Raw genomic sequence first — 22411 nt, forward strand, 5'->3', positions numbered from 1 at the left:
GGATCATGGGGTACTCGCTGGTGGTAGGTGCTCCTTACCCGAAGCAGGTCAACTGGCCGAAATCCGCGGCCAATCTTGTACTCAACGACCCATACGTAGAGATCATCTATGCGTTCGATGGGCTCACGGCTGGTGAAAAGCACGCGTTTAGTACTGGCGCGGCTACGTTCGCCGTTGTCCCTGGGAACGGGCATCTCATGTGGTGCTACCGGTTCGAGACTCCGGATCGACCAGACCGCCAATCGGACTCTCTCGGCTGGGGCGATTCACCCTGGGAAGCCCATCGGCAGCGCGACCGTAGGGTCGGGGTGCCTGGAGGGATCGGAAAACCCTTCATGGCCTACATGGTGCTCGTCGACTCAAGCACCGGAATCGTAGAGGGGCTGCGCGTGGTCGAGCTGGACGCGGAGATGGCCGACTCGCTCAGGGATGCGGTCGCCAGGCAGCTCGCCCGTCCGTCCGACGACGTGGCAGCCTCGGAGGAAATCGATGCCGTTTATCAGCGGCACCCCAGCACCCAGAGCCTCCTTTCCGAAGCTACGAGCGTGCAGATGGTTCCCGCGCCCGCGAAGTGACGACACCGCTCGATCCTCCTTCCCGCCTCCCGGACGTCCATAAGTCCGCAGGCGGCCCGCCCGAGACGATGCCGGGCACCGGTGAGGGATCTCCTCGATCACCACACCATAGGGGCGCTGTCTGAGGAGTACCGCGCCTCACCGGTGGCCGGTTCCGGTTCTCTGGTACTACGAATGCATGCGGATCGAACGGTTCATAGGCATCGACCTCGCCTGGGCGCAGAGCGGAGCCCGCACCCAGCCCAATGAAACAGGCGTGGCCGCCATCGACGCGCACGGAGTGGTGATCGAATGCGGCTGGACCCGTGGACTCGAGGAGACGATGTCATGGCTGGCCAGGACAGCCGTCGACGGATCGACCCTGGCATTCGTCGACGCACCGCTGGTCGTCGACAACCCGGCTGGCCAGCGGCCCTGCGAGCGGGAGGTCGGCCGACGGTACGGCCGTTGGAAGGTGAGCGCGAACAGTACCAACCAGAGCTCTCCCCGACAGGCCGGAGTGCTGCTACGGGAACGGCTGGAGGAGTCGGGCTGGTCCTACGACGACGGCAGGGGCGGGCCGCCGACCGGCGGCCCGGTCTTCTCCGAGTGCTATCCGTACACGACCCTGGTCGGAGCCGCCGAGCTGGGCTACGACCAGGAACGCCCCACGTACAAGCGCCGACCGGCACGAGTTCCGACAGCACAGTGGCGAGCGGTACGGGCGGCGGAGTGCGACAGGCTGATCGGGCACATGGCGGGCCTGGCCACCGCCGATCCGCCCCTCCTGCTCTCCTCCCACCCGGTCTCCCGTCAACTGCTCTCCGAGCCCTCACCTCAGAAGGCGGCTGACTACAAGCACCGGGAGGACCTCATCGACGCGCTGCTCTGTGCGTGGACGGCGGCACTGTGGTACCGGCACGGACTGGCGCGCTGCCAAGTGCTCGGAGCGGACAGTTCCCTGCCTCCCGGACAGGCTCCCACCATCATCGCGCCTGCCCGCCTTGAGCAGCGGCGTGACGGTGAGACGAGGTCAATCGAGGGAAATCAGCCGCTCGACGGTCCGTCGCCGGTGGTGTTACGGCACTGATCGCTTTCCTTCCCCGTCACGTGTCGAGTGTGAACAGGCGACTGACCAACTCCGGGTAGGTGAGACCTGCTTCGGCGAGAATCTTCCTGAGAGCTTCCGACGGGCCCTTCTGCAGCGGGGTCGGGGAACCGACGCGGCCGGGTACCGCGGAAAGGTCGCCGCCGCTGAACCGTGATTCCGGTGTGGCAGGGGGGCGTACCTGGTAGGTGAACCAGACGCGTGCCGGGGGATTCAGCAGGACCAGGTAGGGGTCCGCCCATGCCATGAAGGCCCAGCGGTTCTTGCTGCGGGCTCGCACGAGCACGCCGTCGGCGTGGTGCCGCCCGAGTCGTTCGGCCGCCTTGGCCACGACCGGAAGCGGATTGCCGAAGGAGCCCGTGATCTCCCAGAGCCCGTCCTCGCACGCGACCGACCAGCCGGCCGCGGTGAGCCCCTCTATCGCCTCCGCGTAGGGGTCGTCTTCCTGCGCCAGAGCGATGAGTCTGTCCACCTCGCTCCAGGGCGCGACGCGGGCGAGCGCCCGCTCCGGCGGGATCATCAGGTCCTCCGCCTCGGCGGGCTCGGCACGCGCGATCATCGCCTTGCCGCCGTGCCAGGCGCGGGCCGCGAGTACGTCGTGCTCGCCGCCGCCGGTGAAGGTGGCGTCCTGGACGAGCAGTGTCATCACCACGGCCGCCACCGCGTCCAGCCGTCGCCGGGTCTCGGGCGGCGCATCGTGGTCCGCATCGTCCGTCAGGTCTTCGGAACGGAGTGCTTCGAGGAGGCGGCTGAGTCCGTCGCGCCAGCTCTGGTCCTGCTCGTCCCAGACTCCGGCGGCCAGGAGCTGGACGTACAGGTTGGCCACGAGCAGCCGGACCGGAACCGGTGCTGCGGCTGAACCGTCAGGGTCTGTGAGCGCCGCGACCCAGCGCCGGGCCCAGGCGCGACAACGGGCACGCTGCTCTGGCGCGACGTACGGGGCGAGCGGCTCGCTCGTGGTGGGGAGGTCCACCTCCTCCGTCTCGTCCTCGTGATCTTCGTCGTCCTCCTCCTGCACGCCAAGGGTGACCGCCGACACGATCCACCGCGACGAGGGTGCCTGCGGCAGGTCGAGCGGCGAGGTGCCGAACGCCAGATCCGTCAACGGCGCCCCGATCATCCGGCGGCAGTCGGCGAGGTAGGCGTCCCAGCGGTCGACGCCGCTCGATGTCACCGAGCCCGTTGTCGTGTCTCCCGCCGGGCTCACCCGGGGAGCGGACGTTCCGGCGGTGAGTTCGCGCAGGCGCAGCAGATCGGTTTCGAAACGGCGTGCGGCACGCTCGTCGGCGAACAGGGTCTGCGCCGTGTAGTCGTATCTCAGCCGGGGACCGCTGTCGGCGCTGTGGCGCCGTGCGCAGTGCACGGGGCTGTACACAAAGACGACGGCGGATTCGGCGGTGGTGCCGTCAGGACGGGCGCACGTGGCGCGAACCGCCGCACCAGGAACCTCGGGCAGCGGGAAGGAGCAGGCCGCCGCCCCCGCCGGAATGGTTCCGGTCTGCGTCCAGGAACCCGGTGAACCGTCCGGAGACGTGCTGATCACCACGGGCAGGGGCTGGGGGTGCGCCAGAGAGACGTGCAGGCCTTCACTGTCCGTCTTCGCGCCCAGCAGGACGAGCGTGTGACCGGGTGACTGGAAGGGCCGGATGGTGCGACCCGTCAGGCTCGCGAGTGAGGTGATGCGCCCCTGTTCGGGAAGCAGCGGCGCGGTGTCGGCGGCGAGTACGGCGAGCTCGCAGTTGCCGCCGTCCCGGGTGCTGGTGCACAGCGCGGCGCGGGTGAGATTCGGGCTCCCGGTGAGAGCGTATCGGCGGCCGCCGGCCTGCCACTCGACGAATTTGCCGTGCCGCATCCGAGTCTCCTCGAGGAAACGGATCTGCACGTCGAAGCCGCCGAGTGCCCTCTTGATCGCTCCGGCGTCGTAGCTCGACCAGCGAGGCTGGAGCCCGAGGATGGTGCGGCGGGGTGTCAGACGGCCGAGCAGCCCGCTGAGGGCATGACCGGCCTCGTCGACGAACGGGGCGTACGTGTGCAGTTCGTCGACAGGACCGAGCGGCAGTTGGTCCAGCAGACTCTTCTGGAAGTTGTGCAGAAGCCGGACACCGGTTTCCGGTCCGGCCGGGGCGTTGACATGCCGCTCGGTCAGAAGGGCAGCAAGTTCCGCCAGATGACTCGCCGACCAAGAGGCCAGTTCCACGGCGGAGGGCAGTGCCTCCAGCCAGTCGGCGAGGTCGGCCAGGAGCGCGTGGGAGTCGTCGTCCTCGGTTTCCACCACCGTCCACAGCTCTTCGTTGGCGCCCCAGCCGGACAGCGTCGGGTTCCCCGAACCCACTGCGAGCCGGCAGGCGTGTTCTCCGATCAGAAGGACGACCTTGGGGTGGAACGCACGCTGGCAGGAGGCCAGGCCGTGCAGATAACTGCGTCCGGCCATGCGCACATCGACCGGGTCGTACAGCCCTTGGGCTGCATCACCGATCACCGCGGTACGGGCACCAAGGCCACGGGCGACGGGTATGGCGACCTTCTCCAGGAAGGGAAGATCAACTGTGAAACCCAGGAAGAGTGCTTCGTGCAGCGCCTGCTGATCGCTGCGTTCGCTCCACTCTCTCAGCAGTGTGACGGGGGATGCGAACCGGGTGTGCTGCGCCGCGCTCACGGGTTTGTCTCCAGGATTCGCCGTCCCTGCGCGGTGACGGTGTGGCAGTTGTCGCGGACGACAAAAAGCCCCAGCTGTGCTGCCAGGGAGCCCAGTTGGGGGATGCGGGTGCCGATGTCGGAGTCTCCTTCGTCACCGGTCTTGAAATAACGCTCGTTGCGAAGGTGCAGACGGGAGAAGATCTTCAGTCCGCCGGTCGCGGGGTCGGTGCGCAGCTTCGCGAGGGCGACTCTGCGGGACTGGGCGAGCATGTCGTCCACCAGCCGGGCGGCCAGGTCGCGGACCGGCCGGTCGGCGTAGTCGTCGATGAGGCCGTCGACCCACGTCGGGTCGAGGAACTCGGCCCAGCGCCGCTGACGGCCCAGGAAGACGGCCCGTACGTCGTCTGGCAGATGACCCTCTCGGGAGCGCAGCGCACCCACCATCAGGAGCAGCACATTGGTCATCGGGGCATCGGCACCCTGCGTCAGAAGGTGCCGTTCGACCGGCAACAACTGACCTGCCGCGTTCTTGAGCGGAGGCAGGTTGCCCAGGACCCGCCGCACATTCGCATCCGGGGCCTGTTGCGCCAGCCAGTCGCGCAGTTCCTCGGCCGACCGGTCGGCCTCGCCGTCCTTGGAGCCGACACCGGCCACCAGTGCCGCCCACAGCCGACGCCAGGCACCGACGGAGTAGTGGCGCAGCAGCACCCCCCACCAACCGGCCGTCTCGGGAATCGCCGCCAGAACGGGATCCGTTGTCGCCTCGCCACCGAAGGCCACCGCGGAGCGCAGCGTCTCCTGATACCCGTCGCCCTCATGACCGTGGAGATCGATCGCCCGGCCGAGGATACGTAGGGTCGCACGCCGAGTGCGGTCGGACGCCTCCCAGTCCCCCTGCGCGTGGGTTCTTCCATCGCGAGTTGCGGTCAGCACGTCCGTCAGCCATTCCCGCTCGGCCGAACACGGGACACCAAGAGCCGCCTGTCCCGCCGTCTCCAGTTCGGCGAAGGACACGACGTCCCGCGCCACGAGAGACAGCAGAGGGGCGAAGAGTTCCTTGACCGCGGGAGGGCACAGGTGCCGGCCGGGTCTGAGCACTCCGTCCCGGACGTCCACGGTGCCGAGCACCGTGGCGGGTCCGCCGTACTGCTCCCAAAAGCCCCAGCGGCGGGGTGAGTACGACTGGCTCAGATGCTCCTCGTCGGCGGCTCGTGCGAGTTCCAGTTCCTCTGTGCAGAAACGCCGCACCCGATCTACCCCGTGGGAAAGCCACGCCGGATCTGCCTCCGTGTGGTGCTGGAGCGCCGCCAGCAGGACCTCGCAGCGGCGGACCGCCCGGCGACACGCGGTGATGTCCCAAGCGTTCCGTTCCGCGTGCGCCGCGATCGCCGCATACAGCGAGTGGTAACGGATGTAGCGGGTCACCGTGGACACTCCAGGAACCAGCCGGTCCACCGCCCGCATCACCGGGCCCTCCACCGCTAGGGGATAGCGCCCGGACCGCGCACCCAATCCCTCGAGTGCCCATGCCGGCCCACGGACATCCGCTGTCACTTGCCACCCCTTGTCGGCTGCCGGAGCGTTGCATCGGCAGAAACTACCTGACCCTGCTTCAGGATAGGTGTTGATTTCGGACGAGAGGCCAGTACGGACGACTGGATTCTGGAAAGTTGCCAGGACGTGCCCGATCCACCCTCAAGGCCGTCCTGGCTTTCGGTAACTCCCCGGTTAAGTGGGGCGCAGGCGCAGGCGCCCGAGGTACCAACCCCATGGGGCAGCGATGACGGACAGCCCATCAACGGACTCCGCCATGCCCTCCACAGCATGGCGGCTGCAAGTTCCCAAGCTCGATGCCAAGGAACTGCGCCGCAAACACCCCGACATCGAGGCTGCCCTCAGACGTCGGTAACCGGGGTCAGAAGGCTCGCAGCCTCTCGATGTGATGTCTCTGATGTTTTTCGTCCTGTTCGATGTGCACACTGACAAGCACTCTTTGGCCGTCCGGCTTGTAGTAGATGCGGCCAAGTCGCTCGCTTCCCGCGATGCCCGTCGCCAATTTCGTCACCTCAAACCAGCCACGCATTCCCGAAAGGTCCTTCCCGACAGGGCGCCCAGAGTCGATCTCAGCAAGTGCTTTCATCGTGGACGCCGGCAAATCGAGGTTGGCGATCACATCGACTGCGTCGAGAACGAACTCGAGGCGGCTGAACGCCTGAGGCAGGAACTCAATGACACCCCCTCGCCGGGGCCGTTGCGCGGTCGCGGCACGAAGTCGCTCAGTCTCCAACGCCTCAAGTTCCGCCACTCTCCCAAGGAGAGTGTCTACCTGCGCCGCCAGGTCGTCAGCGCGCGCTCCGCATTCTGCGGCTTCCGAGTCGGCCGCTCGCACATGCTCCAGCAGCAGGGAGTTCTCGGTAAGAGCGAGTTCTCGCAGTTCCTCGGCGTCCGCGAGGCTTTTCGCCAGTTCCGCCGTGTCAGCCATGCCTCCCAGGCCTTCTCGGAGCAAAGCGAGTTGCTCTTGCAGATCTGAATGATGGCGTTCTGCGAGGGCAACGGATTCTCGATATTGATGCTCGCTCGCTTCGGCGTTGGCAAGATCGTGACGGAGCTGCGCGAGCTCACGTTCAGCCGCCTCGCCCTTGCGTGTCGCTACGTACAGCTGGTTGAGCAGCTCCTCGATCCGAGCCTCGGCATCAGCAAGTCGAGCGGTGGCCGGATCCGTGACTGGCACCGCCGGCGCGAGAGACGACGGCGGTGCGATGACAGCCCCGACGAGCGCAAGTGCTTCGGCCTGGCTGCCCTTGAACCGAAGACGCGCGAACCAGTCGTAGAAGTTGCCGTCATCTGCTGGACGATGGCTGACGTCCCAGCGCTGGACGTTGAGATCTGCGTCCTCAAGCGCTGACACTAAGTTGCTGGCAACGCGCTCCGACGCGTTGAAGACGACGTGATGCCCGTACTGGTTGGTTTCGAGGTGCCACTCGACGTCGAAACCGCTGGCCGCCTCCAGCGGTTCACCGGCAATGGGAGCGTACGGAACCTCTGCTCCGGCGAACAGGAAACGATCGCAGTCCGCGAGTTCCCAGCTCGATCCGCCCAAGTCGATGAGATCGCCCCGCCGGAGTGGGTAGACGGAGCCCGCATACGCGACGCCCGCATATCCATCGGGAGTCAGACGAATCGGACGGCGGACTCCAGACTCGACTTCCGTTTCGCGGTCAAGCACTCGCACGAGTGCCTTGGCGCTCGCCATGTCACGCCGATCCGCATCGACACTCCGGGTGCCCCCACTGACGCTTGCAGACGGCGCACGGCTTGTAGTAGAGGTGTTCCCGTACCTGGGCTTCTGTCGCTCCATCGCGCACGTGCCGGGCGAAGGCCCCTGAATTGTGCAGATACAGCACGTCGCCGGGAACGGTCGCCTGGTCCTTGTCCCTCGCCACATTCGCACGGACGACTAGTCCCGCTTGTGGCACGACTTTGGACTTTTCAGGTGCTTTTGGGTCCGCGGCAGCGCCTCCGGGCATAGCCGCAGCCGGGAGGCCAAGGCCGAACTCCAGGTCGTAGTACGACGCCGTGACTCGATCGCGCTTCTGGCTTGATGACGCCTCGACCGACAACACCAAGTCATCGTCGAGAACGACCTCCAGCTCGAGGCGCTCGTGCAATGGCGGCGCGGTCTTGTCGACGCCGAGTGTGATCATTCCCAGCGACGTTCGCCGCTCGCTCGCCTGCGGATGTGATGACAACGCGGTCGGAGTAGCGATCGGAAATTTCGCCTTCCCGTCCGTCGGATCCGCGCAGTACAGGTGGAGGGTTTCGTGCTTGACCTCGCCACCCAGAGGCATTTCAGTGCCCGCAGCGAGGAGCGGCATCAACGACCCACGGGCGAGTTCGAGTTCGATGGGCTTTGCCAGTCGGAGCCTCTGCCTGTCATGCGCAATCCACGCAGCTCCTTGTGAGATCAACGTGGCACTGTTCGTCGGCACCTCAACTCGGTCCGGGCCAAACAACTCGTGCAACCGGCTCCGAATCGCGGGCATTGCCGCCATGCCACCGACCACGACGACTAGCGAGACTTGGCCGGGCGCCATCGACAAGCTGCCGAGCAGCGACTCGATCTCATCAATACCTGCCGTCACGAGCGGCCGTGTGATCTCCTCCAGCTCCTGACGCGTGAGCTGGTACTGCAACGTGGCACCTGATTGGAAGTAACTTGGCCGGTAGAACGTCACGTCAACGCGGTCAGCCGAGAGCTCGATCTTGTTGCGCTCCGCGTCCTGGAGGAGCCGGAGCTCAGCCTCAGGGATCGCGAGGTCGTCGTCAGTGGCACTTCCGCGAGCCCGAGCGCGCTTCACGACCTCGTCGCGAATTACCTTGTCGAACTCGTCGCCGCCGACCTGGGTCGAGCCACCGTTACGAAGTTGTCGAATCTGGTCTTCGTCGACTCGGCAGAGAGTCAGGTCCAGCGTTCCGCCGCCCCAGTCGACAACCAGGACGTTTCGTCGTGCAAGCCGCCGCGCCATCTCTTCTGGGTCGTTTGCTCCCCGGATGAACCCATACAGGGCGGCGAGCGGCTCATGGACGAACTGCGCTACACCCATCCCGGCCCCGGCGAACGCCTCTCGCAGCGCCGCGCGCCGGTGCCCATTCATGGTCACGGGGATCGTGACCACAGCGTTGTCCAGGCCGCCGAGCACCTTCCGCTGCGGACTGCGCAGGGACTCCGATCGGACGTGCCGCACGACGTCCGCAACGATGTCCACCGGGCTTCGGTCAACGCCTCCGACGGCGATCGCCTCCTCGCCGAGGAGGAACTTCGGCGATTTCACCGTGTTGCCGTGCACCCCAATGCCCGCGGCACCCAACGCGTCCTTGGCATCGCGGCCGACGACTACCTGCTCGCCTTCGTACCGGACAATCGAGGGATGTGGCCGGCCGGTCTCGACGTCCATCACGTCGATCACGCGGTCACCCACTACCACCGAAACCAGGCTGTTGGTCGTTCCGAAGTCGAACCCGACGATCACGCGAAGCCTCCAGACGCGTCCTTCAGCTGCTCGACCTCACGCGTGAGCGCAAGCAGGGAACGGTCGAGGAACTCCTCCGCGACGTTGGGCGCACCGTTCCGGAGTGCGTGCAGACCATCGGTGAGTAGATCGATCTCACCCCCGAGGCGCCGGATGATGCGCGTTCGCAGCGTTTCGTAGTCGTCCGCCATATGGCTCTTGTCGACCACTCTGTTGTCGCGCTCAGCCGCGAGCTCCTTCTGTAGTCGCACCACGTCGGCAGAGAACACGTCGGCGCGAGCCAGCGCAGATTGCTCACGCTCCTCGACGGTCGAAAGCTCATGGCGGAGCCGAGTCTCGCGATTCCGCGCAGCACCAGCCTCATGCTCAAGTTTTGTGACCTGCTGTTCCAAACGGGCGATCCGGTCGAGGTAGTTCTCGCCGACGATCCCGAGCACGTCCAGATCGCTGCTTGCCCCGATCTCACTGACGGCTCGCTCTAGCCCTGCTGTCTTTGGGGCCTCGTGCTTCCAGACAGAGTCGTACGACGCATCGATGAACTGATCCAGGGTCCACTCACGTTGGAGCGCGCGGAGGATTCCATAGCACGCGGTCGCGTTCTTGACGAGGCGCTCACGGTCTGCGGCCTTGAACTGCTTCGGGGCCAGTCCAAACTTCTCGGCGTCGACCCGCCGGGCCTCGACACGCACGTGCTCGGTCGGGAGCTGCGGATCCTTGCGGGGATCGACCAGCTGGTCCACCCAGACCCGGAACACCGGGCTGTTGCCCATTGCGACTACCGCGAGGTCAACGAGCCGGTTCAACGCCCGCGCGAGATCACCATCCTCGGCACGCTTGAGGGGGACCCCCTGGCGCGCTGCATACTGAAGCAGCTTGAACGGGGTCGACAATGTTGGGTCTGTCGGCGCGAGAGACCCGACCAGCGCGCTCTGTGACGCGATGCCCTCGTCGGTAATCGTCAGCTTCTTGAGGTCCTCCTTCGAGAACTCAAGCAGTCGAGCGTTCGACTTGTAGGCGAACGTCAGCAACTCCTCGATCGAGGTAATGATCGGCTTTGGTTTAGTCTTGGACTTGGCCCGATGCGGCCGCTCCTCCGCAACGGATGCCGCCGGCGCATTGTCAGCAGGCGCGGCCGAGGCGGTGTCATCGCCGGTAGCGGTAGCCGACGCGGGGACGCTCGGCCCAGACTCCGCGCCGGGCTCTGGAATGGTCTCGTTGCTCAACGTCCTACCTCTTGCAATCGGGTCCGAAATCCTGCGTACCAGGCGCCAGTCTCCTTAGAGTGCCTGAGCGCCTCGCCGTGTCGTGATGCACTATCGATGTCTCCCACGGCGAGCAGCGCCTCAGCAGCGATGAGACGGACCTTGAATTGGTCCTGAGGGCGGAGCTCGCCCAGCGAGGGCAGCAGCTGGGTAACCACTGATGACTGGGCCCCGTCCAAAGCCGCTGCACCGACGTCCAGGAGGTCCTCGGTAACGGAGTCGCTCAAGGCCTGATCGAAGCTTCCGTGCGACCGGTCGGCCAGGCTTGTTGTGACGAATGAGCCGCCTGTGAGGATGGATCGGAACCGCGCCGCGACGTCGGAGACGCGGTGGCTGTTGGTCTTGCGCACCGCAAGTGCGAACTGGTTGTAGTGAAACGCGACCAAACCGCAGATCGCCTCCGCTGCGGGCCGGTCGAAGGCCGACAGAAAAGAGACGGCGCTGTTGTACCGCTGCTCGTAGAGCGGCGCACCCGACGCATCTACCCGGCCGGGGTCCTCGACCTCCTCACGCGCAAGCACGCCGTACAGGTATGTCGCCAGACCTTCGCGGTAACGGCGGGCCGTCGTCCCGCGGCCGGCACGCATGATGAAGGTGTCGATTGCGTTGCGACTCAACTCGCGACTGGAGATGAGCTTCTCCAAGGCCTGGTCGACGAGGCAGAGGTCGTCTTCTTCTGCAAGGCAGAAATCGAACTCGAACGTCCGCTTCAGTGGGCCATTGGAAACAGTCACTGTCTGGACGCCGACCTTCACGGACGCGAGGAAGCTGGCGGCCTCAGATGTCGAGGTTTCGCGGCCGTTGACGGTGATGGATTCGACATCCGATGTCACCCAATCGGCGGAGTCACTCGAACTCGTGACCATCAAGCGCGTGCGCCCGCACTCTCGTCCCCTGAAGAGGAGGGTCGGCCGCTTGGTCGCATGACCGTCGAAGCGGTGTGCTCGGCGGGCGCGCTCGGACGAGAAGACGAGTCCACACTCAGCGCAGTGAAACCGAGGGGGCTTTGGCAGGGCTGGCGGTCCGGCCGATTCGAATCCGGTCGGCTCATGGAACTCCATGTAGCCGGTGTGCCAGAACCCCACGTACCCCTCCTGTCGCTTGCTGATCCGCGTCCCCTACACCTTCGGAAGGCTAGTCTGAGCGCACGGACTTTGCGAGGTCGCGGGTTGAGTGAGATCGACCTGTGATGGGCTGTCATGTCGCGTTCGTGTGAGTGCAGATGTCGGTACGAGGACCACTTCGGCGATCATGCCTGAAGCTGTCAAGTCAATTGAGGCAATCTGCGGCTATAGGGTCTGTTTCTGCGGTTCTGTCCCAGGTCGGGGTTCGTTGATCCACATGGCCATGGGCAGTTGCCGGGGCCGCGTCCGAAGTGTTCGGGATGCGCCGCGTATGCCTGGGTGAGGATGAGCGCTCGCTGCTGGCGGGGGAGGGCGGCGGTGCCGTGGTGCACGCTGGCCGGGGTGCAGGCCGATCGCCGAATACCTGTGTTCGTGGTTGTAGTAGGGCCGCCAGGGGTGGGAGTGCTCGGATTGCTTCCGGGTTACGCCGATCCCACGGCCTTGCTTACGGCATGGCTGACACGATCACGGAGCGCATCAGGGGAGACATCTGAGAGTCCCTCAGCCAGCGAATTGAGCGCAGAGGCTCGTTGGAGGGAAGGCGTTCCAGTACTCCGCTGTGGCGCACGGGGTCGAAGACCTGCCTCACAGCGCGGTCGCTGAGGGTACGGCCGGGGGCCTGCGGTGCAGGGCGTAGGGCGAGGCCGGTACGCCGGTAGGGTTTGTCCTCCCGGTTCTTCCTGCTCACGCCCCTCGCAACCAGCCGGCTGACCCGATGTCCGGAGTGTACGTCGGTCGAGGATCTCGGCCGTCCGTTCGGTAACAGTGATCAGGCCCCGTTTCGACTCTCACGCCTCCAGCGTGGGCGCTCCGAGTTGATCGAGCATTGACTGGGCTTCGACCTGGATCGCGCTGATTTCGCGGTCCAGGTCGGTACGGGAGGCCCTCGCGTCGCGAACTGACCGGTTCACCTCGTCGATCGCGCGGAGCGCCTTGCCGAACTCGCCGTCGAGTTCAAGGCGCACCTGGATAAGCGTCTTCCTCGAGATGTCATCGCACTGCGCAAGAACGCGGCCGACCAGGGCGTTCCGGCGGCGCATCTTTTCCTTCGCAGCCCGCACCTCCTGACGCTCCTCTTTGACAACCGCATACGTCTCAAGGGCAACAGGGAGTACAGCGCCGCCGATCTTGGCACCCTTTCCGATGTTGTTCGCCCAGCGCACGGCCTGGTAGGGCTTGAACTTGATGTCGACGAGCTTTCCAGCCTTGTAGACGATCTTGTGTCCCGCGCTGCCTGCCGAGTTCTTGATGCCGTCGCCTGCGCCCCAGAGTTTCTGGAAGGCCTTCAGATGCTCGGTGAACTTCGGACCCCAGGCTGGGACGCGGGGTTGCTTCCGACCTGGCTGGCGTACCAGGCCTGGGTCTACCGGGATGTTCTGCGTCTCGATGTCCCCTTGGACGTCAAGGGCGAGCAACTGGCGGGCGTACGGCGACGCCTCGATTTCCCGCACCTCGGAGGTGAAGTCGGCCAACTGATAGGCCAGGACGGCGCGTACCCCGTCCACGAACCTCTGGTTCGCCGAGCTCAGCTCGTCGTTCAGAGTCACGGAGGCGGCTTCGACCCTGGACCAGTCGCGGTTCGGCGACTCTTGGATCGACTCCACCGTGTCAGCGAGGTGCTCGGCTGCCCGGATACACGCTGTGCGGAACGCGGTTTCCTGCCGTTCCAGGGCCGAGTCCAAGAGCCCGCGGTGCGTTGTGAGCGCGCTCCGCTGGCGTGCGAGGACAGTCAGGACTGCTTCCTCGTCGGGGTCGTCCGTGAGCGCGGCGAGTGCCTCGCCTGCGACGAGGGCGACCTGCTGGAGCGCCACACGGAAGCGGGCCAAGTCGCCGCGGGCCCGCGCGATCCGGTTGATCGCGTCCCTGACCTCGTCCATCCGGGACGCCGCGATGCGGCGGGCGGCCCGCGGCGGGTCCACCCCTAGCCCATCCAGGTAGGTCTTGGCGTCGCACTCGACCCACGGCACCTGGTCGGCGAAGCTGCCGAGAGCTTCACGGACCTCGGCCTCCCGCACTCCTTCGGCCGCGCGGAGGCTGCGGCACTTGGTGAGTACCACAAGCAACTGCGGCGCCTTTCGCAGATCCTCGGTGATGTGCCGCAGGTGTTCGACCAAGCGGTCGTCGAACAAGTCAACGGTGACGGTGAACAGCACAAGATCTGCGGAGCGTAGGGCCTCCTCCGCGCGTTCGTCGTGCTCCGGCCGGCCCGCCTGCACGCCCGGGGTGTCGACCAGGTCGACCATGCCGTCCCAGTTGAAGACCTCGACCCTGTCCGTCGTGACCGCCGAGCCCCTCCGAACCTGATACTTGCCGTCCGTGAGTGCCTCGATCAAGGTCGACTTGCCGCTGCTGTACTGCCCGGTGAGGACCATCTGGGGACGATGGTGTTCGTCCACTGCCAGCATCTGCTGGAGCCTCGACGCCTCATCGGGTCGAAGGTTTCGGATCAGCTCGACGAGCCGCTCCGAGAGGTCGCGCGCCACAGCTGGGGCGGAGTGATACAGAAGGTCATTCATGCTGGCACGCTCCTCGGTGCACTTGGTCGAACGATCTTCACCGGGGTGCCCAGGTGGTCGGACAGGGTTGCGGACCATGCCTCCAGTACCTGGTTCGGCGCTGGAGCAGTGGTGGTGACGATGGTGCCGTCGGGGCGACAGCAAATGGAGGCCAGTACCCCTTCGGTCAGGCCGAGGACGTATGACATCGCGGACGCGCCCGGCAGGTCGGGTGACGGTGTGCGCCCGAAGGCCAGGAATTCGGGCGAGGACGGCGGGAACAGCCGTGTATCTGCTAGGGCCTCTTCAGGCACCTCGACCAAGATGCAGACCCCGGGAAGCCGGGTCACCTTCCCAACGGACGCAGCTAGGCGAGGCCAGCCGTCTACGCGCAGCAGGCAGCGGACCGTCTCGTGGTCGAGGGTGGAGACCGCGGAGTCAATCACCTGCTGCTGACAAGCCAGAAGGTCGGCCACGACCAACGCGGCGGCCTCGGCCTTTGCGCGTCGCACGTGGGAAGTGGTGAGTGTCTCGAGAACCCCCGCGAGGGTCCCAGACACCTCGGCCAGCACCTGGGCCTCCAGCTCATTGAGGACCTTGCTGATCTCGGTCCGCAGCAGATCGCGGTTCGCCTCCATGATTTCCGCTCTGCTCGTGAAAAGTGACTGGACCTTCTTGCGCACCGGAGTGACGAGGAGCGAACCGAGGCCCATGACGACGGCGCCGGCGACTGTGCCGGCCGGACCTGCCAAAGAACCCACGTACGCGCCAAGTGCCATGGAGGCGAGCGCTCCGCCTGCCCCAACCGCAACCCCGGCTGCTTTCCGCTTCCACAGCCCCCTGAAGTCACGCATTCCGGTGACCTTAAGGTGTGGGCGGACAGCCGTCGTCCATTCGCGCTCGACGGCGGCAGCCGCTTCCTCAATCGCTCGCGCGAGGTTGCTGAGCCGTGCTTCCAGCGTCTCGTCGAGTTCTGCGACCAGAGCGGCCTGTTCCGTGTGCCATTGCTCGACGATCTGCGGGCCGAAGTCAGTGACGTTCTGGGGCCACCCCTGCCGTCGGCCGACGAGGCGAACAACGTCGTCCTCCATCCTCTGCATGCAGGCATCGACCAGGCGTACGGTCCGTCGTTCCTGGTCTTCGCGTAGCCTCCGGCCGACATCGACGATCTCTCGGGTCTCCCGCTCCACAGTGGCGAGAGCTCCGCTCAACGCCTGTGCCTGCGAGCGAACCTCGTCGGCCTCGCGCAGTACCCGCCGGGCGGTGCGGTGCTTGCGGCTTTCCTGTTCCAGGACGGCGAGCAGGGCGCTGAGGCGGCTCGCTTCCCAAAGGTCGGCACCGTAGTCGCCGTCCGCCCGCGCCTGGCGGGCGGCCTCGGCGTGGAGCATCACCTCGGCGACGGGGCGTACGGCGGCAGCGGATAGATGGGAATGGATCATCTTGAAGTGACCCTCGTGCTCGGCGAAGACTGAATCCGGGTCCTCCAGGAACTCCTCGCGGTCCAGATCGTCCACGAGCGGTTCGCGGCAGTTCAATGCCACAACGACAGGCTTACCTCGCGATGCCACCGCACGTAGCTCCTGTGCAGTCTCCTCCTGGAAGGAATCGTTGCTCGCAACCCACAGCACGAGGTCGGCACCGGGAACCTCAGCCATCGCTTGGGCGACGTCATCCGCACCGTCCCTGGCACCCACTCCGGGAGTGTCGACGATCTCAACGTCGTGCAGGTCCACCGCCGGGGCCGCGAAGACGTCGCGCGAATACCGCGGCCGGCCGTCCCCAATCCGCTCCGCAGACCCGCCGGTGAGCGCCGCAAGGAGGGTACTCTTACCGGCCATCGTCCGCCCCATCAGGACAATCCTCATCGGCGCGCCGACTGGCGGTGCGTCGGTGACCTCCACTGACGTAAGGAAGTCGACGAACTGCCTAGTTGTCTTCTCTGTCGAGGCCCCGTCCCGAGACAGCCGGTGAACCTCTGCCAGGGTCGCTCGGCAGGCAGCGACTGCCTTCGCATGCGCGGGCGAGGGGTTGTCGCACGGCGGTTCGGGACCGCGCAACTGGTCCCGAGTGGCAGGACTCCAGTCGTGCCTGTTTTTGCTCGCCAATCCCCCTCCTTGAAGCGCACCTGTCCCCTCGCAGGGTGTCGTGCCAGCGTCATGTTAGGCCGTATGGAGTGCGGTACTTGCGGTGCCGGGCCTGCCCGGTCGGGTAGGTTCACGGTTTCGCGCGTGGTGTCAAGGCCGGGCCGCTGCGCGGTCGCTTCGCGAGCCTTGACACCGCCCGTTTGAACCGGGAGTGATCGGCAGCTGCCGGGCGGGCCCGGCGGGAAGGCCGCGGGGACCGGGAATGAAAGACCGGGGTCTTGCACGCAAGTTGCCGCGGGTTGCCGCCACGGAGGACCGTGAGCGGTAGTGCCGTAATCGCGGGTACTGCGGTCGGGCTGGACGTTCACGCCCGATCGACCGTGGCCTGGGCCCTGGACGGCCTCACCGGCGAGGTCTTCGCCGAACACCTGGTCCCCGACACCGCGGCGGTGGTGTGCTGGCTGGAGCGGCTGCCGGGCCCGGTGGTCGTGGCCTACGAGGCCGGCTCGACGGGGTTCGGCCTGGCCCGGCCTTCTGGTGCGCAATCCAGCCGCCCACGTCGACCTCGAATCCAGACTGGGTGGTCGAATTGCTGCAGGTGCTGCGTGCTCGCTGAGAGCGCGGGCCGAAAACGCGGGACACCACCCCGCCCACTTCGCGCCCTATGGACGAGACCCCCACGGGCGACCATCTCTCACGAAGCGCAACAGGGGGCTGCGGTGATCTTTCGACTTCGAAGACGGCGTCGAAGGGCGACCGTACTTGCCGTCGCGGTCGCGAAGCTCCCAGGTCAGGGGGCGCAGGGCGCGGGATCACCGCGACGCTAATCCATGCATCTGCATATTGTCGGGGAGTGATCTTGCGTCCGACGGGATGTTCGTGAGCATTTAGGCACGCTGTGCCTGGTCAGGGGATTTCGTGAACGTCCCACACAAGAACCCTACGGCCCCCTTTTTTCGGGCAGGGGTGATCGGCACCCGTTTCGGCCCCTGGCCGGGGCGGGTGTTCTGCGTTCCGGTCCCTTCTCCCCGGCGCCGCCTTCCTTTCTCGGGTATCGGTTGCCTGTCAGCCGATGCGGACCCTTTCTGCTCGTGGCGTGTCCGCGGGCAGGGCCCTGGTCGCGGGGGCGTGAGCCTCAGGGTGATCTCCTGGGTACGTACTCGGGCGTGTCCCTTTACCGGGCGGCTGGAGGGGAACCGTGGACGAGGGAACCGGGGGTCCGGCCTCAGCGGGGCGCAGTGTCAGGGCTCAGGCTTCGGTGCCGAGACACCTCGGCGCCATGCACGTGAGTGGAGTCGTACTCCTGATCACGTTCCTGGTACCGCCGTTGTGGATGCTGGACTCCGCCTACGTGACCCCGCCGGGCGATCCCACCGCGGACGCCCCCTTCGTCCTCCTCCTCGCCGTGCCGCTGACCTGCGCGAGTCTCCACGTGATGGTGCAGATCCCGGCCGGGCTCCTGGCGTCCTGGCTGGGCAGAGGCCGCACGACACTCGTCCGGTACGGAAGCGCCGTCGTCATGGCCGGCGCACTGAGCGGGCTCCTCCTCTGGAGCCTGGGACGGAACACCGGGGGCGGCGTTCTGCCGGCATGGGCCGATGCGACGGTGCGCGGATCGATCGGTCTGGCCGGGTACATGTGGGTCACGCGGGTACGGCCGGGATCCGTGCGTCGCGGCCGTCGCAGTATCGCCGGCCGGCGCCCCCGGTGACGTGCCACCGCATCGGTGCTCAGCCCCGTCTCGCGCCCTTGACCGCCCGGTTCCGCCACAGGCAGTACACGGCGGCCGGATCGTCGTAGTACCGCCACGGAGCGGCGTTCACGTAGCCGTCGACCAGCCGGAACTGCTGCAACGCCTCGTCGTGACGGCGCTGCCGGGTCAGGAAGTACGCCAGCAGGTGACGTACGGACGCCGCGTCCGGGTGGTCCGGCGGGGCCGCGGCCACGTCGGCCAGGGCCGCGTCGACCATGTCGAGCAGGTAGGGCTCCAGTAGTTCGTCCGGATCCGCGCGGGTGTCACGGTGTTCGTACCAGACGATCAGCGGCAGCGTGCTGAGCAGGCTGCCGGGCGGCGCCGTGGCCTCCGCCTCACGGGCGAAGGCCACGGCCAGCTTTCTCCCCTGAGGACCCGGGCCCGGGGGCGGGGGGGGGGGCGGGGGGGGGGGGGGCCCCCCCCCCCCCGGGCCCCGCCCACGGCCAGCTCCTCCGAACCACGCCACTTCGCGCACCAGTACTGCAGCGCCGCACGGTGCGCGCCGTAGTGGTACGGATCCCGGGCGGTGACCTCCGCCCAGGTCCGGCGCATCCTCTCGTGCGAGTGGCCCAGGCCGAGCGCGGCCCAGATCTCGGCGACGTACGGCGACGGGTCGTCCGGGTTCAGCTCCGCCGCGCGGGCGTTGAGACGCGGCGCACTTCGCAGTGTGTCGTGGAAGCCGGCGAACTGCTGCTCGCTGGTGTCCTTCGCCCAGGCGCCGCCCCGCAGATGCCAGGCCAGGGACACCGTCGCCCGCGCCCGCACCAGCGCCGCGTCCGGGTCGTCCGGCCCGGCCGCCGCCTCCCACGCGTCCAGCCAGCCGTCCGGCTGCGCGGCCCGGTGCGTGCCGAGCACGTCGGCGTAGTACGAACGGCGCGCCCAGTCACGCTGCTCCCGCGTCCGGGCCATCAACCGCGCCGCCTTCTCCCAGCGGCCACGGGCGGCTTCCGCCCCGGCCCGCTCCAACTCGGCGTCGGCCGCTGTCAGCAGGGTGTTCTGTGCGGACTGCGGAAGAAAGCCCAGCGCTTCGGCCCTGCGGGACGAGCTCCGGGAAGGAGAGGGCTCCCCCGTCACCCGGCGGTAGAAGAGGGCGGAGGCCGCGAGGACGAGTCCGATGACGACGATACGAGTGATCTCCACCGGTCACATCCCGCCCTGCGGCACCGCGACGGCCAGGGAGCCTTGCACACGCACGAGCACACCCATCAGGGCAGAGTCCTTCACGGGGAGAGGGAGACACGGGACCGGCACAGGTGGGGGGAGTCGGAGTATGGCCCGTCGGCGTGACCGCCCGCAAACCGGTTTCCTGTGGCTGACCTGTGAAAAGGAAGCATGAATCCGGGTTTGCGGTGCTGTACGCGTGGGGTGGGAGAGAGGGACGTCAACGGGCGTCGCAGACAACACCGTTCCTCGCCCGCCGACCCTGCCGCCCTGACCGACAGGTACGCCCGGGCGGCCGACTCCCAGGGGCCGTCACCCTCCCGCAAGGCCAGAAGCGTCCCCCCGCTCCCGGGTTCGGGGGACGTGTGCGAAGGAGGAGTGGAACAGCCTCGCCAACCTCGCCTTCGTCACCGGCCAGACGAACAAGGTGATCTCCTCCGCCGCGAGTCCGCCGCCGTCCACTCACCGCTCTCGGACGGGTCCTCGGACGCGGACGTGGCGGTGAGCGCGGAGCGCCGCGCGAGCGTCCGCTCGTCCTCGTACCAGCGGAACTCCGGCCGGGCGCCCACCCCGCTCAGCACCCGCCCCACCGGACGGACCCGCAGGTGCGCCTCGATGTGCAGCAGCGGACGCGGCCGGCGCGCGTCGGACTCCGGGTCGCGCGCGGACGACAGCAGCGCCACGAGCCGAGACAGCGCCTCCAGTGCGAGCCGCGTGTCCCCGTCGGCCAGCGCGTACGTCGTCGTGAGGTACTGCGTCAGACTGCCACGGAGCTGCGCGGCGGCCGGGGTGGGCTACACGAGGGCCTTTCGGGCAGGGCGGTCGACGCGACCGCCGGGTGCGCCGCGCCGTGACAGGAGGCGAAGGCATGTGACGATCAGCATCCAAAGTAACGCCCACCTCGGACGACGACACCCACCTGGTCGAATCCCGGAGGCCGGTCGCCCCGCCGGGTGACGAAGAGGCGTCATGAGGTCGAAGCCCGGGGAGCACCGCCCACCTGCTACAACCGTCGCCCCAGGTGACCGGAACTCCTCAGGGAAGATGACGGATATCGCAGGGGAGGATCCGGGTGATCCAGGCCGGCCCGGTCGATCTCGGCGACAACCGCGGACAGCAGGGGGCCTTCAAGGGTTTCCGTGGTGATTTCCTGTCCGATGTGCAGAGAGATGACCTGCGAGCACGCCGAGATCGTATCCGCACCTGCCGAGGTGAGGGCATGGACCTTGCGTGCGAAGTTGTATCGACTCCGGCCTCGAACGCTGGGTGGATATCCTGGCTCGAACCATTCGTGAACTTTCCCGTTCGCGGCATAGTGGAACGTCTTCAGTGCTTTCGCTGTCCGGAGAAGGGTGATCGACTCGGTGTGCTCCGACAGGTCGCGCATGATTCTTTCCGTGCAGCCGATCGGGTTGTCGAACTCTATACAGAAAGCCCACCTCCCCAGTGATCCCGCCCGCAGTGCAACGCCCCGGGCGGGCGCGCTGGGAGCTGTATTCAGAGGTAGCTGGCGAGCCTTTTCGACGTCAGCTCCGTAGATGTCGATTATTTCTTCCGGGGTTCTGTCAAGGGAAATACTCAAGCAGAATTGCTCCGCATTCTCCCACCGCCAAGGGTTGGACATTCGGTCTCCTGGGAAGTGTCGTCACATCCGCTCTCGTTCATTCACGGATGGATCTCCCCGAATGAACGAGAGCGCGCTGGGGCTGCTACTCGACTGCGTCGAAGTAGTCCGGCACGGTGAGGTGGAAAGGATCCTTCTCGATCAGGCGCATGTTCTGTATGGGATTGCTGTACGCGGTGCCGGCCGGCTTGTTCTGATCAAGATTGACGTGACCGCGTACACCATCGCCGGACGGCTCGTGAGGACATGTCACCACACCGTTGAAATGAGGCTGGTTGATGGTTGATGCTTCACCTGAAGCACCGTCACATCGGAGATCCGACCGGAAGGAACCACGACACGATGAAGAGCCGATCCAAGAGACTGGCGCTGGGTGCCGTGGCGGCCGTCGCGGTGAGCCTCGCGCTCCCGGCGGCCCCTGCTTTCGCCACCGAGGAGATCGACTGCGCCGCCGGCACGGATGCCGTGCGGGTGACGTACCTGGAGAACGGCGCGGAACACGCCCGGTGCTGGACCGGACCCGGCGACGTCCGGCTCGAACAGGGCGATGTCACGTCCTTCTCCTCGGGCGCCCACGAGGTGGTCGTCTTCTGGAGGACGAACTTCGGATGGGACGTCGCAGTGCTCCCGCCCCACACGTTGGCCCCCTTCACCGGCGCCGACACCCACCACGTCTACGGTTTCCACGTCAGGTAACCGCTGACGGCGCTCGGCCGGCCCGTCCGGGCCGGGCCGGCCGTTCGCGACGCACACGGTGCCGAGGGGTGCTCACCACCCGTTGCCCCGGGACGACCGAGTCCCACCAGGCAACCGTCACCCTCGCCTTCCTGCTGATGTGGCCGTGACGTGTGACGACGACTTCTGGAAGGGGGCCAGGAGGAGCCGGGGGAGGTGGAGGGCTGACGCGGTTCCCGTCGCGCATCTCCGGCGGCCGGCGCCGGTCGATGGCGACGGCGGTCTCCTTGCGGGCGGCGCAGGCGTGGTCCCGGTCGGGCGTCCAGAAGTACGGGGAGGGGGAGAGGCCGTCGTGCACCATGCCGCACAGGGTCGCGCCGGAGTCCGTGTGGGCGTAGGCCGTGTCGTAGGCGTGGGCCACGTCCTCGGGCAGCTCGGGCGAGGCCGCCCGCTCCCAACGCTCGTGCACGGGCTGGTACTGGGGTCGTGAGACCTCACGGGGATCGTGTCCCAGCTCGGTCCACGCGTAGCACCAGGGGCAGAACCACCGCTCCTTCACCGGCAGGTCCCGTGCCGCTCGCGGCTCCGTCACCGGCACCTGCCGCATCTCGTGTCCACACACGTCGCACGTCACGGCCGGATCCTGCCACGGCACGGCGGCAGCCCGCCGACGGGACGGACCGTCGTGCGGCGGGGGAGGCCCGGAGCGGAGGGCTGACGGTCGGGCCAGGCTGTTCCGCGGTCGCCGAACTGCGGGGCCCGGGCCCCGGCTGCCGTTTCTCCGCGCGTTGTTTCGGCGAGCGGCACAACGGCCATTTAACGCCCTCCCGTTGAGGCGCAACTTTAACGCCTCGTCACGCGATCGGCGCCGGGTGGGGAGACGGGGGCGCGGGTGCAGGTGGGC

18 protein-coding genes are annotated in these 22411 nt (G+C 67.0%); 5 read left to right on the plus strand and 13 right to left on the minus strand.

Annotated elements, in window-relative coordinates:
* The first annotated feature begins 5 nt into the window (after positions 1-5).
* Both ORI94_RS21620 and ORI94_RS21625 read left to right on the plus strand, forming a co-directional pair.
* Positions 6-575 (plus strand): hypothetical protein, encoded by a 570-nt coding sequence (locus tag ORI94_RS21620; RefSeq protein ID WP_266078212.1) that lies wholly within the window; start codon positions 6-8, stop codon positions 573-575.
* Between the two features lie 178 nt (positions 576-753).
* Positions 754-1644: a DUF429 domain-containing protein gene (locus ORI94_RS21625; protein ID WP_266078214.1), complete on the plus strand. Its 891-nt coding sequence runs from the start codon at positions 754-756 to the stop codon at positions 1642-1644.
* A gap of 16 nt (positions 1645-1660) precedes the next feature.
* Here the strand turns inward: ORI94_RS21625 and ORI94_RS21630 are convergent, their stop codons facing one another.
* The 8 genes from ORI94_RS21630 to ORI94_RS21670 all read right to left on the minus strand — a co-directional run bounded on the left by ORI94_RS21630 (position 1661) and on the right by ORI94_RS21670 (position 16111).
* A complete protein-coding gene (locus tag ORI94_RS21630) occupies positions 1661-4318 on the minus strand; it encodes a hypothetical protein (protein ID WP_266078216.1) in 2658 nt (885 codons plus the stop codon).
* Positions 4315-5724: a hypothetical protein gene (locus ORI94_RS21635; protein ID WP_266078218.1), complete on the minus strand. Its 1410-nt coding sequence runs from the start codon at positions 5722-5724 to the stop codon at positions 4315-4317. The genes ORI94_RS21630 and ORI94_RS21635 overlap by 4 nt, the downstream gene beginning before the upstream one ends.
* Positions 5725-6214: 490 nt before the next feature.
* The gene (locus ORI94_RS21640) at positions 6215-7552 is read right to left on the minus strand and encodes a hypothetical protein (RefSeq protein ID WP_266078220.1); all 1338 of its coding nucleotides are present in this window, start codon (positions 7550-7552) and stop codon (positions 6215-6217) included.
* A 1-nt stretch (position 7553) separates the two neighbouring features.
* Positions 7554-9329, minus strand: coding sequence for an Hsp70 family protein (locus tag ORI94_RS21645; protein ID WP_266078222.1), 1776 nt, complete (start codon positions 9327-9329; stop codon positions 7554-7556).
* Positions 9326-10552 carry a hypothetical protein gene (locus ORI94_RS21650; protein WP_266078225.1) on the minus strand — a complete coding sequence of 409 codons (1227 nt, stop codon included), beginning with the start codon at positions 10550-10552 and terminating at the stop codon, positions 9326-9328. Before ORI94_RS21650 ends, ORI94_RS21645 begins: the two co-directional genes overlap by 4 nt.
* Positions 10549-11676, minus strand: coding sequence for a hypothetical protein (locus ORI94_RS21655; protein WP_266078227.1), 1128 nt, complete (start codon positions 11674-11676; stop codon positions 10549-10551). The genes ORI94_RS21650 and ORI94_RS21655 overlap by 4 nt, the downstream gene beginning before the upstream one ends.
* 827 nt (positions 11677-12503) lie before the next feature.
* Positions 12504-14231, minus strand: a complete 1728-nt coding sequence (locus tag ORI94_RS21665) for a GTPase domain-containing protein (protein ID WP_266078229.1) — start codon at positions 14229-14231, stop codon at positions 12504-12506.
* The gene (locus tag ORI94_RS21670) at positions 14228-16111 is read right to left on the minus strand and encodes a GTPase (protein ID WP_266078231.1); all 1884 of its coding nucleotides are present in this window, start codon (positions 16109-16111) and stop codon (positions 14228-14230) included. The genes ORI94_RS21665 and ORI94_RS21670 overlap by 4 nt, the downstream gene beginning before the upstream one ends.
* A gap of 1462 nt (positions 16112-17573) precedes the next feature.
* Here ORI94_RS21670 and ORI94_RS21675 point away from each other — a divergent pair.
* Positions 17574-18005 carry a hypothetical protein gene (locus ORI94_RS21675; RefSeq protein ID WP_266078233.1) on the plus strand — a complete coding sequence of 144 codons (432 nt, stop codon included), beginning with the start codon at positions 17574-17576 and terminating at the stop codon, positions 18003-18005.
* Between the two features lie 19 nt (positions 18006-18024).
* Here the strand turns inward: ORI94_RS21675 and ORI94_RS21680 are convergent, their stop codons facing one another.
* From ORI94_RS21680 to ORI94_RS21695, 4 genes are all read right to left on the minus strand, one after another.
* On the minus strand, positions 18025-18399 hold the full coding sequence (locus ORI94_RS21680) for a hypothetical protein (protein ID WP_266078235.1): 375 nt from the start codon (positions 18397-18399) through the stop codon (positions 18025-18027).
* Positions 18333-19187, minus strand: coding sequence for a hypothetical protein (locus ORI94_RS21685; RefSeq protein WP_266078237.1), 855 nt, complete (start codon positions 19185-19187; stop codon positions 18333-18335). Before ORI94_RS21685 ends, ORI94_RS21680 begins: the two co-directional genes overlap by 67 nt.
* A gap of 428 nt (positions 19188-19615) precedes the next feature.
* On the minus strand, positions 19616-19891 hold the full coding sequence (locus tag ORI94_RS21690; RefSeq protein ID WP_266078239.1) for a hypothetical protein: 276 nt from the start codon (positions 19889-19891) through the stop codon (positions 19616-19618).
* A 320-nt stretch (positions 19892-20211) separates the two neighbouring features.
* The gene (locus ORI94_RS21695) at positions 20212-20832 is read right to left on the minus strand and encodes a DUF6461 domain-containing protein (RefSeq protein ID WP_266078241.1); all 621 of its coding nucleotides are present in this window, start codon (positions 20830-20832) and stop codon (positions 20212-20214) included.
* 61 nt (positions 20833-20893) lie between these two features.
* Here ORI94_RS21695 and ORI94_RS21700 point away from each other — a divergent pair, with 61 nt between their 5' ends.
* Positions 20894-21118, plus strand: coding sequence for a hypothetical protein (locus ORI94_RS21700; RefSeq protein WP_266078243.1), 225 nt, complete (start codon positions 20894-20896; stop codon positions 21116-21118).
* Between the two features lie 56 nt (positions 21119-21174).
* Positions 21175-21528, plus strand: coding sequence for a hypothetical protein (locus ORI94_RS21705; RefSeq protein ID WP_266078245.1), 354 nt, complete (start codon positions 21175-21177; stop codon positions 21526-21528).
* Here the strand turns inward: ORI94_RS21705 and ORI94_RS21710 are convergent.
* Positions 21521-22099: a hypothetical protein gene (locus ORI94_RS21710; RefSeq protein WP_266078247.1), complete on the minus strand. Its 579-nt coding sequence runs from the start codon at positions 22097-22099 to the stop codon at positions 21521-21523. The genes ORI94_RS21705 and ORI94_RS21710 overlap by 8 nt on opposite strands.
* Positions 22100-22411 lie beyond the last annotated feature (312 nt).

The organism is Streptomyces sp. NEAU-W12 (assembly GCF_026242095.1).
GTDB lineage: Bacteria > Actinomycetota > Actinomycetes > Streptomycetales > Streptomycetaceae > Streptomyces.